At 48.0% G+C, this 17,187-nt stretch carries 8 protein-coding genes; 1 reads left to right on the top strand and 7 read right to left on the bottom strand.

Annotation, left to right across the window (positions count from 1 at the left end; all coding sequences use genetic code 11):
• Nucleotides 1–98: 98 nt before the first annotated feature.
• Nucleotides 99–2,696, bottom strand: coding sequence for a bifunctional aconitate hydratase 2/2-methylisocitrate dehydratase (acnB, locus tag DN599_RS07535; RefSeq protein ID WP_110457019.1), 2,598 nt, complete (start codon nt 2,694–2,696; stop codon nt 99–101).
• A gap of 424 nt (nt 2,697–3,120) precedes the next feature.
• Here acnB and hxpB point away from each other — a divergent pair, with 424 nt between their 5' ends.
• A complete protein-coding gene (gene hxpB, locus DN599_RS07530) occupies nt 3,121–3,795 on the top strand; it encodes a hexitol phosphatase HxpB (RefSeq protein WP_110457018.1) in 675 nt (224 codons plus the stop codon).
• 162 nt (nt 3,796–3,957) lie between these two features.
• On the opposite strand, the gene DN599_RS07525 is transcribed toward hxpB, so the two are convergent.
• The 6 genes from DN599_RS07525 to aceE all read right to left on the bottom strand — a co-directional run bounded on the left by DN599_RS07525 (nt 3,958) and on the right by aceE (nt 17,126).
• The gene (locus DN599_RS07525) at nt 3,958–6,171 is read right to left on the bottom strand and encodes a patatin-like phospholipase family protein (RefSeq protein ID WP_110457017.1); all 2,214 of its coding nucleotides are present in this window, start codon (nt 6,169–6,171) and stop codon (nt 3,958–3,960) included.
• 90 nt (nt 6,172–6,261) lie between these two features.
• On the bottom strand, nt 6,262–9,945 hold the full coding sequence (locus DN599_RS07520; protein ID WP_239473257.1) for an EAL domain-containing protein: 3,684 nt from the start codon (nt 9,943–9,945) through the stop codon (nt 6,262–6,264).
• 10 nt (nt 9,946–9,955) lie between these two features.
• The gene (locus DN599_RS18875; RefSeq protein WP_239473256.1) at nt 9,956–10,720 is read right to left on the bottom strand and encodes a ligand-binding sensor domain-containing protein; all 765 of its coding nucleotides are present in this window, start codon (nt 10,718–10,720) and stop codon (nt 9,956–9,958) included.
• Nucleotides 10,721–10,903: 183 nt separating this feature from the next.
• Nucleotides 10,904–12,331: a dihydrolipoyl dehydrogenase gene (gene lpdA, locus DN599_RS07515; protein ID WP_110457016.1), complete on the bottom strand. Its 1,428-nt coding sequence runs from the start codon at nt 12,329–12,331 to the stop codon at nt 10,904–10,906.
• Between the two features lie 152 nt (nt 12,332–12,483).
• Nucleotides 12,484–14,448: a pyruvate dehydrogenase complex dihydrolipoyllysine-residue acetyltransferase gene (gene aceF / locus DN599_RS07510; RefSeq protein ID WP_110457015.1), complete on the bottom strand. Its 1,965-nt coding sequence runs from the start codon at nt 14,446–14,448 to the stop codon at nt 12,484–12,486.
• A gap of 11 nt (nt 14,449–14,459) precedes the next feature.
• Nucleotides 14,460–17,126: a pyruvate dehydrogenase (acetyl-transferring), homodimeric type gene (gene aceE / locus DN599_RS07505; RefSeq protein WP_110457014.1), complete on the bottom strand. Its 2,667-nt coding sequence runs from the start codon at nt 17,124–17,126 to the stop codon at nt 14,460–14,462.
• Nucleotides 17,127–17,187 lie beyond the last annotated feature (61 nt).

Below are 17,187 nucleotides of genomic sequence, written 5' to 3'. Positions count from 1 at the left end.
TAGGTGACAAATTACATTTCAACAGCATGTTACTCACATTAAAAAAGGCCAGCTAATTAGCTGGCCTTTTTGCTGTTTACCTAATCGAATCGATTAACTTAAACCGCAGATTGGAAGATCACTTCACCTGCTTTCTGAGTGTAAGATTCAATCTTATCGAAATTCAGGTAACGATAAGTGTCTGCCGCAGTGGCATCAAGCTCTTTGGCATAATCTTGGTACTCAGTCACGCTGGGCAGACGACCCAGTAACGCCGCTACAGCCGCTAGCTCAGCAGAGGCTAAGTAGACGTTAGCCCCCGTACCTAAACGGTTAGGGAAGTTACGTGTTGAGGTCGATACCACAGTTGCGCCTTCAGCTACGCGCGCTTGGTTACCCATGCACAATGAACAACCAGGGATCTCGATACGCGCACCAACACGACCGAAGATAGCGTAGTAGCCTTCTTCTGTTAGTTGGTCTCTGTCCATCTTAGTTGGTGGCGCGATCCACAAACGCGTTGGCAGGGTTTTAGCAAACTTATCCAGCATCTTACCCGTTGCGCGGAAATGGCCGATGTTCGTCATACAAGACCCGACGAAGACTTCGTCAATCTTAGTATCGGCAACCGATGACAATAGCACAGCGTCATCTGGATCGTTTGGCGCACATAAAATAGGCTCTTTGATCTCATTCAAATCGATTTCGATCACTTCGGCGTATTCTGCATCGCTGTCGGCTTCCATCAACACTGGGTTCGCTAGCCACTCTTGCATCGCAGTGATACGACGCTCGATAGTACGACGATCGCCATAGCCTTCGGCAATCATCCACTTCAACATGACGATGTTAGAGTTGAGATATTCGATGATTGGCTCTTTGTCTAGCTTGATAGTACAACCTGCAGCGCTACGCTCGGCTGATGCATCAGAAAGCTCAAACGCTTGCTCAACTTTCAGCTTTTCAAGCCCTTCAATCTCAAGGACTCGACCAGAGAAAGCATTAATTTTGCCTTTCTTCTCAACGGTCAGTAAGCCCATTTCGATAGCTTTGAGCGGAATAGCATGTACCAAGTCACGCAATGTGATACCCGGCTGCATCTCACCTTTAAAGCGTACCAGTACAGATTCAGGCATATCCAGCGGCATGACACCTGTCGCGGCAGCAAACGCCACTAGACCGGAACCTGCTGGGAACGAGATACCGATTGGGAAACGGGTATGCGAGTCACCACCAGTACCAACCGTATCAGGCAATAGCATGCGGTTTAACCACGAGTGGATAACCCCGTCACCTGGACGCAGTGATACACCGCCACGGTTCATGATGAAATCAGGCAGCGTGTGATGGGTATTCACGTCAACTGGCTTTGGATAAGCCGCGGTGTGACAGAAAGACTGCATGGTCAAATCGGCGCTAAAGCCAAGACAAGCCAAATCTTTCAGCTCATCACGGGTCATAGGACCTGTCGTGTCTTGAGAACCCACAGAAGTCATCTTAGGTTCGCAGTATTGGTTTGGACGCACACCAGCAACACCACACGCCTTACCAACCATCTTCTGCGCTAGGGTGTAACCCTTGCCAGAATCAACCACATCTTGTGGACGAACAAAAATATCTGATGCAGGTAACCCTAGTGTTTCACGTGCACGATCAGTCAGGCCACGGCCGATGATCAATGGAATACGTCCACCAGCACGCACTTCATCTAACAAGACTTCGGTTTTAAGTTTGAATTCTGAAATCACTTCGTCAGTGCCGTGACGCTTAACCACACCTTGATATGGGTAGATATCAATCACATCACCCATGTTCATTTCGTTAACATCAAGCTCGATAGGCAAAGCGCCAGCATCTTCCATGGTGTTAAAGAAAATTGGGGCAATTTTACCGCCTAGGCAGAAACCGCCAGCGCGCTTGTTAGGCACATAAGGAATATCATCGCCCATGAACCACAACACAGAGTTAGTGGCCGATTTACGCGAAGAACCGGTACCGACAACATCACCCACATACACGAGCGGATGGCCTTTCTCTTTAAGGCTTGCGATCTCTTTGATTGGCCCCACAACACCTGGTTCATCAGGTACGATACCGTCACGGGCATTTTTTAGCATAGCTAAAGCGTGCAATGGAATATCTGGACGAGACCATGCATCTGGCGCTGGAGACAAGTCATCGGTGTTGGTTTCACCAGTCACTTTGAATACGGTCAGGGTCACTTTTTCAGCCAGCTTTGGACGGTTCAAGAACCACTCTGCATTCGCCCAAGACTCAACCACTTGCTTAGCGTGAGCGTTACCCGCTTGCATTTTTTCAACGACATCATGATAGGCATCAAACATCAGTAGGGTGTTTGATAAGGCTTTTGCCGCTAACGGCGCTTGAGCATCGTTATCTAGCTGAGCGATCAGTGGCTCGATGTTGTAGCCGCCTTGCATAGTGCCAAGCAATTCAACTGCGCGCGCTGAAGATAGGATAGGTGAAGTCACTTCACCTTTAGCAAGTGCATCGAGAAAACCTGCTTTAACGTATGCAGCTTCATCAACACCTGGTGGAATTCGGTTTTCTAGCAGGTCAAGAATAAATTCTTGCTCACCCGCTGGCGGATTTTTTACTAATTCGATTAACTCGGCCACTTGATGGGCATCTAGTGGCTTAGGGACTACGCCCTCTGCAGCACGTTCTGCGACGTGTTTACGATATGCTTCTAGCACGGCAACATTCCTCTTTGTTTGGCGTTCTAACAGCGAAACTGCACGTCTTCAATTTTGAAGTAACATTTTGAAGTTAACAGTCAAGCAGGCTTAACCCGTATTTCCGGCCGCATTATACTACAGCTTTGCAAAAGTATGAATCAGATCACACTCTGAGAAGTGAGAAATTACCGGGATTCTCTAGGGCACAAGGCAATTTATCTCAGTGATAAAACAAATGAAATTAGACGATAGTTTGAAACAACCACCAACCAACTGATAAATATATACTTTAATGGTTAACAATAATTTATTATAAACACATTAAAAAGGCACATTTATGTGCAATTTTTTTTAAAGAACTTATTCATAACGGTCGTATTCAGCCCATAAATCCGCATAATATTCCATCGACAATGCGTAAATAACCATCAGGAATGGCTCAATGAACCACAACAAAGTAGCGGCAGTGATCTTCGACATGGATGGAGTATTAATCGACTCAGAGCCCAGTTGGCAGGCGGCTGAAATCAGTGTATTTGGCCAATTAGGTTTACCTATTTGCCTGCAAGACACGCTACAAACCACCGGATTGCGTATCGACCAAGTGGTCGACTATTGGTATCAACGCCACCCTTGGCCAGACTATGACAATCGAGCCACTGCCAATGCCATTGTGCAGCAGGTTGCGGCAGGAATATTGCGCAGCGGTGAAGCCATGCATGGCGCCATATCGGCTCTGCAAGCCTGCCAAGATAAGCCGTTAAAAATTGGCTTAGCCACCTCTTCATCATCGCCACTCATCGAGGCCGTACTGCAAAAACTGGATATAGGCCATTATTTTAATACCATCTGCAGCGCCGAGTCGCTCACCTTTGGCAAACCGCACCCTGAGGTTTACCTTAATTGCGCAGCCGCGTTACAGGTAGCACCCCAATCGTGTATCGCCGTGGAAGATTCTTTTAATGGCCTTATCGCCGCACGCGCAGCCAATATGCACACAGTGGTGGTACCGGCAAGTCATGAAGCGGCGCAGGCTAAGTGGGCGGCGGCTCATCGGAAACTGGATGACTTGACCCAGTTAAGTGACTATGTAAGTCAGGTATTGCGTGCCCAGTAGCTTGCCCATCACTTAAGCAAGCTACCGAGCAGCGACCGTTAGCGCCTATGAGATAAAAAGCCCACATCAAATGATGCGGGCTCTTACTTAATCGTTGACCTACCACTTTGGTCACCACATATGCCTGCGATAAAAGCTAAGTAAATATACCTTAATTAAGGGCTACCAATTTTTACCTAAGAATAAAAACACCGATTTTTCACCGTCATCGGCCCAACCAAAGCCAAAGGCTGCCGGCCCCATCGAAGTATCGGTACCAAAGTAGAGGCTCCCTCCGTAGAGCAATTCACCAAAATTAACTTCATCACGTGCCAACCAGACATTACCCGCTTCAATACTGGCCCCCAAGTAAAGCGGGTAATCTGTCATCCCCAACATATCGCGGCCAAGATCGTATTGATAAACAAATGCACCAAACACCTTATGTGGACCAACCAGCGCATTTTTATGATAGCCAGATAAATTAAGGAAGCCGCCTAGTTCAGAAACATGCACACTGAACTGATCATCATTGTCGACAGTTGCAAACGAAGCTATCCCCACAAAAGCATGGTTATTAACACTTAAGGCGCCACGCCAACTGCCCTCAAATTGAAAAGAGATATCGGATGGATTATCCGCAATCTGTTGTGGGCTCTCATCTTTACGGTAGAAGACATTCAGCTCCAGACGATTACCCGACGTGGGGAAGTTAATACTGTCAAGGTCATCAAACCCAAACTTCAGGTAGCCACCGTAGGAGTTGTAATCTAAATCATCAAACAGAGCCACGTTTTCTAAATAGCCTTGCTCGACGGTCAAGCCCAGCTCAATAGCCCCTTGATTGACGTAATTAAAACCAATGCCCAGATCGGCGCGATAATTGGTTTGGCTCAATTGCAACACACGATTGTTTTCTTGGTAAAAATCCCAATCTTTACGTTCATAAGAGAGTTCGGTACGGGCAAAATAACGTTGATCAGAGTCGAGCGGCAAATAAAATTCGCTAGAGAGTAGCTTCTCAAACCCGAGGCGTAATTCGTTACGCCACTCGCCGCCGTATTGAGTCAGATCGGTAAGGGTATATGCCACATCCAGTGACACAACCGAATCTAGGGTGAAATCATCTTCCCAACTAAAGCCAAGCTGAAAATAATTGGGCCCCCAAGATTTGGCTTGAGTGTTGAGCACAAGTATTCTGCCAGCATCGGTATCGATAAATTCGGCGTTGACTCGCTCAAACTTATCTAACGCATAAATATTGCTAATCCCTTGTTCTAAGGTCTTTTTGTTAACAACATCACCCACCTTTATCCCTAAGGTTTCATGTAATAATTTAGTGCTGACCTTAGAGTTGTTTTCAAAACGTAATGCCACCACGGGCTGACGAATATTAGCGTTCCAGCTTAATCGCTGCGCGTCTTTTTTCGCCTGATAGGCAAGATAAGCTGCAGGACTGATCGACAAGCTTTTGAGTTTATCCAGCTGCGAGGCTATCGCATCCCCCCCCAAGCGATAGGCCTCTGGCATGATGGTGAAATCTGTAGTACTGAGCTCGCCCACCTCTGGACGTATTAAAATATCTTGTTCTGTCAGCAGCTGTTTTTGGCGCTCGGTACTGGCGTTAGTCAACATGGTCGATAGCTGATTCAATACCGCAACCGTACTGGCCAACTGATCGCGTTTAACCAAAGATGAGCCAATATCGACCGCAATCACAATATCGGCCCCCATCGCCTTAACCACATCGACAGGCATATTGTTCGCTATGCCCCCATCGACCACCATTTTGCCATTGTATTGTGCCGCTTGTAGTGCGCCAGGAACCGTTGCCGAAGCCTGCATCGCATCGACTAGACTGCCGTGATCCATCACCACTGGCAGGCTTGTTTCTAAATCGGTGGCAACCGCCCGATAAGGAATGGCAAGTTGATCGAAACTGTTAAATTTATGGACTAAATCGGTAGAGCGTTGCAGTAATATCGACATGGTCTGGCCACGCAGCAAGCCGTTGGGCACCTTCACCTCTTTATCGCTGTATCCCACATTGATAGGAATATTAAACCTATCTCTGTGCTGCTTGTCGCGATAACTCAGCGCCTCACGAGGGATGGTATCGGAATAGCCATCGCTCCAATTTTCCCCCATCATGATAGCTTCAATTTCGCTAGCACTGTAACCCAGCGCATACATGCCACCGACGTAGGCACCAATACTGGTGCCTGCCACAAAATCAACCGGGATCCGCTGCTCTTCGAGCACTTTAAGCACCGCCACGTGAGCAGCCCCTTTGGCACCACCGCCACTGAGCACTAGGCCCACCTTGGGGCGAGCATCATCAGCCAGAGCGCTAGCGCCATAAAAGAGTGTTACAGATAGCAGCAAAAAACGTATCATATAGGGTCTTTATTCAGATGGTTGATACAAGGAAATACAGTCTAGCAAACAACTTAACAAACTAAAAAGTTTGCAGTTTATTCAACAACATTACTGGATAATACCGGCGTGCTGCTGCGCATTGAGATACGCCTCAAACTCTGGCACCGCCATGGGTTTAGCATAATAGTAGCCTTGAATAATGTAACAACCTCGACTGAAGACCTGCTCAAGTTGCGCCTTGGTCTCCACGCCTTCGGCTACAACCGTTAACTTCAGGTTGCGCGCCAACTCAATAATACTACTGGCGATGGCCTGATCGGCCTGATTATTAGCAATATCAATTAAGAAGGAGCGATCGATTTTTAAGGTGCTAACATCAAAACTACGCAAATAAGCCAGCGACGAGTAACCCGTACCAAAATCATCAATGGCAACATCGATCCCTAAAATGCGTAAGGCTTGTAGGTGCTCTTTGGCGATATGAAGCTCTTTCATCAACACCCCTTCGGTGATCTCCAGCCCCAACATGTGCGCAGGCATCCCCGATGTGTGCAATGCCTGCTCAATCCCTTGAATAAAATCGGGCTGCCTGAAATGCACCGCTGAAATATTGACAGACAGCTGCAGTTCATCGCCATAACGCTTAGCCCATTGAGCCCCTTGCATACAGGCTTCCTTTAGCACCCAACGATCGATATCGATAATCAAACCACAAGACTCTGCGACCTTAATAAAGATATCGGGTCGAATATATCCCTCTTCGGGGTGACGCCAGCGCAGTAGCGCTTCCATGCCAACCACTCTGTCATCTTTTAACATATCAATCTGCGGTTGATAGTGCAGCTCAAACTCCTCTCGGGCTATAGCCTTATGCAGATCGGCCTCAAGCTTAAGGTGATACAAGGATTGCGCATTACGCTCGGCAGAATAATATTGAAAGTTACCCCGCCCCTCTTCCTTAGCATGATACATCGCCTGATCGGCGTTTTTAATCAAGGTCTCCGCCTGCTTGGTATCATCAGGCCAGAGGCTCACGCCAATACTGGTTGAGATAAAAAACTCCCGCCCATAGAGTTCAAACGGCAGCTCAATTTGGCGGATCAGCGATTCGCACAGATGATTAATAGCATCAATATCATTAACATTGCGCAGTAAGATCAGGAATTCATCACCACCAAAGCGGCACAGAGTGTGCTCATCAGACACACAAGATTGCAGCCGTTTAGCCGCTTCAATCAGTAGCGCATCACCCATGCTGTGGCCGTAAGAATCGTTAACGCTTTTGAATCGGTCAAGATCAAGAAAGACCAGCGCTAATGTCTCATCTTTGGCTTCGGCGCGTTGAATACTTTGTGCCAACCGAGCGGAAAACAGCGTACGGTTAGGCAGCCCTGTCAACACATCGTAATTCGCTAAACGGCGTAGCTCTGCCTCAGTTTGCTTGCGCTCAGAAATATCAGAGAACACGGCCACAAAATGGGAAACGCCGCCTACCTCATTGGTCATTGTCGACAAATTTAACCATACAGGACACATCTTTTTATCTGGGGTATAAAAGCTATGCTCGCCAGTCCAAGTCAGCGATTGCTGAAGTAGAATCTGGATATAATGATTATCAGCCTGCATATTTGATGGTAAGTCATTATCACTTAGCAGTGCAGAGAACTTACACCCGATGAGCGCCTCACTGCTCACCTGCAATATGGTTTGCGCTGCCCGATTAGAGACTTTCACCCGTTCATCGGCATCAAGAATTAACACCCCCTCAGAAGTATTACTAAAGGCTTGGGCCAATAACTTAACGTCATCTTCTAAGCGACGTTGTTGAGTCATATCGCTATAGATACCTGCCACTTTCTTAATGGCGCCAGTAACAGGATCAAACTCAAGCGGCCGACCACTGACACGCGTCCAGCCCCAAGTCCCATCGAGCCGCAGATAACGATAGTCGACATCGATGCGCGCCTCTTGTTGATTTAGCAACCGCTGCCAAGCCTTTACCACTCGAGGACGGTCTTCGTCATGAATAGGAAACTCCTTGATACTGATTAACAGGCGTTGCTCACTGCTGGGAAAATTGCCGCCACGATTTTCTAAATTAAACAGCCCTGTATCGCTATGCCATTCCCATAATTCTGAGTCGCTGCCACGCAGCGATTGACGCAAGCGTTCTTCACTTTCACGCAGCGCGCGGTTGACGCGTTTAAAGGCCGATAATTGCTTCTGCCTCACCATTAAAAAGTATAATCCACTCACAATGGCAACCAGCGAAATCAAGGCTTTAAACCACTCACTGGTCCACCAATAGTCTTCAACGCTAAACGAGTAGGAGAATGGAGTTTGTGACCAGACACCATTTTGCTCGCTAAGAATGTCGAGGGTATATACACCTGCGGATAATCCCGCAATATTGACCTGAGATTGCCCCTGCAATAACACATAGTTGGCGGGGGGCTGCCCGTTATCTCGGCGTAAACGATACTGTAACTGCAAGGGCGCATCGGTCAAAAAATCTGAACTGGTTAGCTGAAAGCTAATCATGCGAGCACCGGGCGCAACGACACTATTAGGCTCAGGCAAGAGCGCTCTTTTGGTGGCTCCATCAAAAAATATCGACATCGACTCCAGCATAATGCCATCGGTGGCCACACGGTTGCTCAGCTTAGTCACGTCAATCAATTCGACACCGTTGGGACTGCCAATGTATAAGCCAACACCAGGCTCATAAAACGAAGCGCCATCATTCAGCTCATTGCTCAATAGTCCGTCTTGTTGCTCGATAACCAAGAGCTGACCGTTAGCCAACGTTTGGCGGATCAGCGAATTGTTACAACCCACAATGCGATAATCAGCCAGTTGTTCAATAAAAAATACCGACCCACATTCAAGCTGCCAATTCTGAGTTAACCGCTCAGTCAGTCCCGTTTGAGGTTGGTATTCCATCAAGCCATTAGGCGAGGTTCCCAGCCATAGCAGGCCTGGCTCCACTTCGCTGATATAACTAATATCGACCGCTCGCTCACCGTCATCAATCACATCACTGCGTGAGTAATAGATCCCCAGCTTATCGATATAGCCAAACTGATCGCCGCCCCCCAGCCATAACTTGCCGTCACTGGCACGGTAAATGGCTCGCAGCGAGCTTTGATAGCGTTTACCGTCCACATCTTGCCGTGGTAAGAGATTCACCTCATCAGTGCCCTCATCCCAGTAAAACAGCCCTGTTGCAGTAACAAACCACCAGCGCTGAGTGAGCAAAGGATCGTGGTACACCAAGTAGACAATCTTATTTTCAAGCGAAGATTGACCACCGGTCCACTGTGCAAAACGCACAACCTGTTTATTATCGCGATTATAGATAAATAAACCGTTCGTGGTACCTATCAGTAGGTGCACCGCATCGAGCGGCTTAATGTTATAAACACTGTCATTGACCTCCATCGCGGCGATAGGGATCAAATGACTCTGACCTTGCTGTCGATTGATCTCGATTATCCCCTGATCTGTACCCAGCCATAGCCACTCTCGTTGGCTAAAGATGGTCCACACCATATCATCGGCAAGTTGATATGGCGGCTCCTGTGTATAGCTTTCAAGCACAAACTCGGCGGTATCGGCCACAAGCGCTAACTCGCTGCCCGAACCACCGACCCAAATAAGATCATTACTGTCCACCGCAATGGCATGTAAATAGTTAAGATCAGCGGCAGACTTAAGCTGCGCATTAAAGGGTTTAGTTTCACCCGTATCTGGGTGCCACTTTACCAGGTCATCACGACCAGCAAGCCACAAGAACCCCTGCTTATCTTGGCTGATGCCAGAGATATGAAATGATGCTTGGGTTATTTTTTTCGACCGTTAACGTGTCAGGATAAACCCGGTATAAACCACTGCTGGCCCCCAGCCATACCCGCTGCTGGCTGTCTTCAAATAGGGTTTTTATCAATCCATTAGCTTCAGTCCAAGCAAAAACGCCCTTGAGCATACCTAAGCTATCTCTTAGCTGAAGCTCTCGTTTTCTCGCCAGAATAAGTTGGTTACTTTCACCGGCTGATAATGCTAACCACTTTGAATCAGGGTCGTGGGGCAACGCATTAATAAAGGTCAGCGTCATTGCAGGATAATCAAAACGATACAGTTCACCGACGCTATTGAGCAGCATATAACTGCCATCATTTTGCTGGGAGAGACCAAGTAAACCACTGCGGCGGGCATGGCTAAATAACGCTGGGCTGCCAAACTGGCTAAACTCATCGCTAACCATATTGTACAGATAGGTGTTGGCATAAGTACTGACCAACAAATAGGTATCACTCAACGGTTCTGTCAGCGCAATAAACTCATCAGACAAACGGATACCATCGACATCCTTATCAATTCGGCGAGACTTGGTATCACTTATACGATACAAGCCCTCTTCGGTCGACAGCCAAGTGTAACCATGCTTATCAAAACTAATGTCATTGACCTTGGCGTTATGCAAACCATCATGAGCATTAAACACCCGTTGCACTAATTGATCGCCATGCACCGGCAAGGCAAAACTGCCTATAAACAAAAACGCCAACAGCAAGCGCCAAAGTAGCCCAAGATGAATAAAACAAATCCGCTTAGCAATTAAGCTAGCTAATGATAATTGACAAGTTGTTATCGCGACCACCCCCGAGCGTAACAAAAATGATAAAGCAATGTAGGAGTTAGGTTAGCAAAAAAAAAAGCGCTCAATGAGCGCTTTTTTTAATAACTGCAGTTATTTTTTCTTCTTTGCCTTAGGATTTGGCAAATCAGTAATTGAACCTTCATAAATTTCAGCAGCAAGACCCACTGACTCATGTAAGGTTGGATGAGCATGAATAGTCAGCGCTAAATCTTCTGCATCACAACCCATTTCGATTGCAAGGCCGATTTCACCCAGTAGTTCGCCACCGTTAACACCCACGATAGCACCACCAATAACGCGGTGAGTCTCTTTATCAAAGATCAGCTTAGTCATACCTTCAGAGCAGTCTGAAGCGATCGCACGACCACTAGCAGCCCATGGGAAAGTTGCTGTTTCATAAGCAATGTCTTGCTCTTTAGCTTCTTTCTCGGTAACACCTACCCAAGCCACTTCAGGGTCAGTGTATGCAATTGATGGGATCACTTTTGGATCGAAGTAGTGCTTCATGCCCGCAATCACTTCAGCCGCAACATGGCCTTCATGCACACCTTTGTGAGCCAGCATAGGTTGACCGACGATATCACCAATGGCGAAGATGTGCGGCACGTTAGTGCGTAGCTGCTTATCCACATTGATAAAGCCACGTTCGTCGATGTTAACACCCGCTTTATCGGCGTCGATTAGCTTACCGTTTGGCGTACGACCAATAGCAACCAATACTGCGTCATAACGAACAGGCTCAGCTGGGGCTTTTTTGCCTTCCATTGACACATAGATACCATCTTCTTTGGCTTCTACTGCGGTCACTTTTGTTTCAAGAATCAGGTTAAACTTCTTCTTAATTTTCTTCGTGTACACGCGCACGATATCTTTATCGGCAGCAGGGATCACTTGGTCGAACATCTCAACCACGTCAATTTCACTACCCAATGAAGAGTACACAGTACCCATCTCTAGACCGATAATACCGCCACCCATAACGAGCAACTTACCTGGCACTTCTTTCAGCTCTAGCGCATCAGTTGAATCCCAAATGCGTGGATCTTCATGAGGAATAAAAGGCAGCTGGATTGGACGAGAGCCCGCAGCGATAATGGCTTTTTCAAAGTGAATCACTTTAACACCATCTTCACCGGCCACTTCAAGCGTGTTAGGGCCAGTAAACTTACCCAGGCCATTAACGACGTCAACTTTACGCATCTTAGACATGCCGCCAAGACCGCCTGTCAACTGGCTGATGACGCTTTGCTTAAACTCACGCAGTTTATCAAGATCGATCTGTGGTTCGCCAAACACCACACCGTGGTTAGCAATCGCTTTCGCTTCTTCAATCACTTTAGATACGTGTAGCAGCGCTTTTGATGGGATACAGCCGACGTTTAGACAAACACCACCAAGGGTGCTAAAACGCTCAACGATCACAGTCTCTAGCCCTAAATCGGCAGCACGAAATGCCGCTGAATAGCCAGCAGGACCAGCCCCTAATACCACTACCTGAGTTTTGATTTCGTTACTCATGTTTTCCTCTATTCTTTTTCATTCCGTTGGGAGGAATTCCGGCCCAACGCTATATGACGCCAGCTTTTGAACGTATGTTCTTGTAAGGTGGCCGCATTTTAACCTTTCAACGAGTTAAACAAAAGGCTACTCAACCTGAGTAGCCTTAATCATTACAAAATAAGTGTACGTATGTCGGACAGCATACTTGACAGCGTCACACTGAAGCGTGCGGCCATAGCGCCATCGATAACGCGGTGATCATAAGATAAAGACAGCGGCAACATTAACTTAGGCTCGAAATCTTTACCATTCCACTTAGGTTTAATCTCTGACTTAGAGACACCAAGAATCGCCACATCAGGGTAATTCACAATCGGTGTAAATGCCGTACCACCAATACCGCCGAGGCTAGAGATGGTGAAACAACTGCCCTGCATGTCGGTCGCTTTTAGCTTACCGTCACGGGCCTTGATAGAGATCTCCATCAGCTCGGCAGATAATTCAAGAATGCCTTTCTTATCGACATCACGTACAACCGGTACGACCAAGCCGTTAGGCGTATCGACAGCCACACCGATATGGTAGTACTTCTTCTTGATCAGCGACTCGCCATCAGGGCTCAAGCTAGCGTTGAACACTGGGAACTGTTGCAGTGTCTTAGCAACGGCTTTCATCATAAACACCAATGGGGTGATCTTGATGCCGCTCTTCTGCTTAGCCGCCAGCTCATTTTGCTGCTTACGGAACGCTTCCATCTCAGTGATATCGGCCTCATCGAACTGTGTCACATGGGGAATCGTGACCCAGTTACGGTGAAGGTTTGGACCCGAGATCTTCTGAATACGGCTTAGTGGTACTTCTTCCACTTCGCCAAACTTAGCAAAATCAACCTTAGGCGCGGCAATCACATTGAGCCCACCAGCGCCACCCGCAACGGCTGTCGCCGCGGTGGCTTTTGGACGGCTTAGCTCATACTTGATAAACGCTTGTACGTCTTCCTTAAGAATACGTCCTTTACGCCCAGTCCCTGTGACCAAGTTTAAGTCGGCACCAAATTCGCGCGCCAAACGGCGCACGGCAGGTGATGCATGTACCGCGCCAGTCTTAGGCGTGCTACCGGCACTTGGGTGATGCGGTACTGGCGGCTTACTTGCAGTAGGAGCCTGTGCAGTAGGAGCCTGTGCAGGAACAACTGGCGCAGGCGCTGCGGCTGGTGTAGGCGCTGCAGCTGGCGCAGCTGACTGAGTCTCAACTGTTGCGATAACACTACCTTGAGAAACTTTATCGCCCACCTTCACCGTTAACGATACCAGTTTACCGGCAAACGGCGCTGGCACTTCCATGGTCGCTTTGTCGGTTTCAAGCGTGATAAGGCCTTGGTCGGCTTCAATCATATCGCCCACAGCCACCAGCACTTCAATCACATCGACATCAGCGGCATCGCCAATATCTGGTACGGCAATCTCTTTCACTTCAACCCTAGTTGCTGCTTGCGCGGCCGCAGGCGCTGGAGCAGCCTCTGCAACGGGTGCAGGTGCAGCGGCTTCACCGCCAGCAACTTGCAGCATCAATACTAGCGAGCCTTGAGACACCTTATCGCCCACAGCGACTTTCAGTTCAGTCACCACACCCGCAGCAGGTGCAGGCACCTCCATGGTGGCTTTATCGGTTTCAAGGGTGATAAGCCCAGTATCCACATCGATACTGTCACCCACGGCCACTAATACTTCAATCACATCCACATCGGACGCATCGCCGATATCGGGCACGGTCACTTCAATAATCTGTGGCGCCGATGGCGCTGCAGCAACTGGCGCGGCTACAGGCGTCGGCTCAGCGGCAGGTGCGGCTGGAGCTGGCGTTTCTGCTGCTGGCGCAGGCGCTGCAGTCTCTGCCCCCGCGGCGCTCATCATCGCAATCAAGGTGCCTTCTGACACTGTGTCGCCTACAGCCACTTTCAGCTCAGCAAGGGTGCCAGCGAAAGGCGCAGGAATATCCATGGTCGCCTTATCGCTTTCTACCGTAATGATCGACTCTTCTGCTTCGATACTGTCACCGACAGCAACGCAGATCTCGATAACTTGTACTTCATCCCCACCAATATCGGGGACTAACACTTCTTTTAATTCAGCCATTATCTGTTCCCTTACGCGTACTGTGGGTTGATCTTGTCAACGTCGATGCCGTATTCAGCAATCGCTTTAGTCAACACATCCACTGGCAATTCGTTGCGGTCAACGAGTGACTTAAGTGCAGCGATAACAATAAACTTGGCGTCCACTTCAAAGTGATGACGTAAATTATCGCGACTGTCAGAGCGGCCGAAACCGTCAGTACCTAGTACTTTGTAGTCTGTTGGGATATAAGCACGCAGTTGCTCGCCGTATATCTTCATGTAGTCCGTCGCCACAATCGCAGGTGACTCACTCGATAGCACTTGGCTAATATAAGCTTGCTTAGGCGTTTCAGTTGGGTGCAGCATGTTGTAACGCTCAGCAGCCTGACCATCGCGAGTTAGCTCGTTGAAACTAGTGACGCTAAAGACATCTGACGAAATACCGAAATCTTTTGCCAGCGCTTGCGCCGCTTTACGCACTTGCTCAAGGATGGTGCCACAGCCCATAAGCTGTACCTTACCTTTGCCGCTACCCGAAACAGACTCAAGCTTGTAGATACCTTTAACGATACCCTCTTCTGCGCCTTCAGGCATTTCTGGCTGAACGTAGTTTTCGTTCATTGTGGTCAAGTAGTAGAAGATATCTTCTTGGTTTTCGCCATACATACGACGGATACCATCTTGAACCACAACCGCAATCTCATAACCGTAAGTGGGATCATAAGAGATACAGTTTGGAATTGTGTTGGCTAATACATGGCTGTGGCCATCTTGATGCTGCAGACCTTCGCCGTTAAGCGTGGTACGCCCTGACGTGCCACCGACCATAAAGCCACGCGCACGCATATCACCAGCAGCCCATGCCATATCACCAATACGTTGGAAACCAAACATAGAGTAATAGATATAGAAAGGGATCGTTGGCATGTCGTTAACCGAATAACTGGTTGCCGCCGCGACCCAAGATGACATTGCACCTAGCTCGTTAATCCCTTCTTGCAGTACTTGGCCCGACTTATCTTCGCGGTAGTAAGCCACTTGATCAGAGTCTTGTGGGATATACTTCTGCCCTTCGTGTGCGTAAATACCCACTTGACGGAACAGACCTTCCATACCAAAAGTACGCGCTTCATCAGGAATAATTGGCACGATACGCTTACCGATTTTCTTGTCTTTGAGCAGTGCAGTCAAAATACGCACAAACGCCATGGTGCTTGAAATTTCACGGCCATTAGAGCCTTTAAGCACCGAGTCAAAAATCTTCAGTGATGGCACTTCTAGATCTTCTGAGAATTTAGAGCGACGCGCAGGCATTGCCCCATGCAGCTCTTCACGACGCGCTTTGAGGTACTTAACCTCTTCAGAATCGGCACCTGGATGATAGAAAGGAATATCTTCTAACTGGTCATCAGGGATCGGAATATTGAAACGATCGCGGAAATATTTAAGTGATTCAACACCCATCTTCTTCACGTTGTGGGCGATGTTTTTACCTTCACCCGCATCACCCATACCATAACCTTTTACGGTTTTAGCTAGGATAACCGTTGGACGACCCTTAGTGTTTTTAGCATGCTGCAGCGCAGCAAAAATCTTAACTGGGTCATGACCACCACGGTTTAGACGCCAAATGTCATCATCTGACATGTTAGCCACCATCTCGGCAGTCTCAGGGTACTTACCAAAGAAGTGCTCACGCGTATAGGCGCCGCCTTTGGCTTTACAGTTTTGGTATTCACCATCAACGGTTTCTTCCATCAACTGCAGTAGCTTGCCGCTAGTGTCACGCGCCAATAGTGGATCCCAGTAGCGACCCCAAATCACTTTAACCGCTTCCCAGCCTGCGCCGCGGAATTCACCTTCAAGCTCTTGGATGATCTTACCGTTACCACGAACAGGACCATCGAGACGCTGTAAGTTACAGTTAACAATAAACACCAAGTTATCCAGCTCTTCACGGGCAGCAAGGCCGATGGCACCTAATGTTTCAGGCTCATCACACTCACCATCACCCAAGAAACAGTATACGGTTTGCTCAGAGCAATCTTTCAGACCACGGTCGGTAAGATACTTAAGGTAACGGGCTTGGTAAATCGCTTGAATTGGACCAAGACCCATAGAAACCGTCGGGAACTGCCAGTAGTCAGGCATCAACTTAGGGTGTGGGTATGAAGAGAGACCTTTGCCATCAACTTCTTGACGGAAGTTGTTCATCTGATCTTCGGTAATTCGCCCTTCAAGGAATGAACGCGAGTAGATACCCGGTGCAATATGACCTTGGAAATAAACCAAATCGCCGCCATCTTTTTCATTAGGCGCACGGAAGAAATGGTTAAAACACACATCGTAAATCGTGGCACTAGAGGCGAAACTGGAAATGTGACCACCTAGCTCAAGATCTTTTTTCGATCCGCGCAGTACCATAGCCAAAGCGTTCCAGCGCACGATAGCGCGAATACGACGCTCCATCTCTTGGTTGCCCGGCATATGCGGCTCTTGGCCAGCTGGAATCGTATTTAAATACGCGGTCGTCGCTTTATAAGGTAGATGGGTACCGTTACGACGCGCCTTATCAATTAGCTTTTCTAACAGATAATGAGCACGCTCTGGGCCTTCCTGCTCTAATACAGCTTGCAGTGAATCAACCCACTCTTGAGTCTCTAACGGATCTAAATCTTGTAGCATATGTTCAGACATTTCGCAGTCCTTCCCTATATACATGAATAATATGAATTAAGTGATAAAAAATAGCGCTTAG

The organism is Shewanella algidipiscicola (genome assembly GCF_900380485.1).
Lineage (GTDB): Bacteria > Pseudomonadota > Gammaproteobacteria > Enterobacterales > Shewanellaceae > Shewanella > Shewanella algidipiscicola.
The sequence above is the reverse complement of the archived record's forward strand: the minus strand, read 5'-3'. Positions and strand labels throughout refer to the sequence as shown.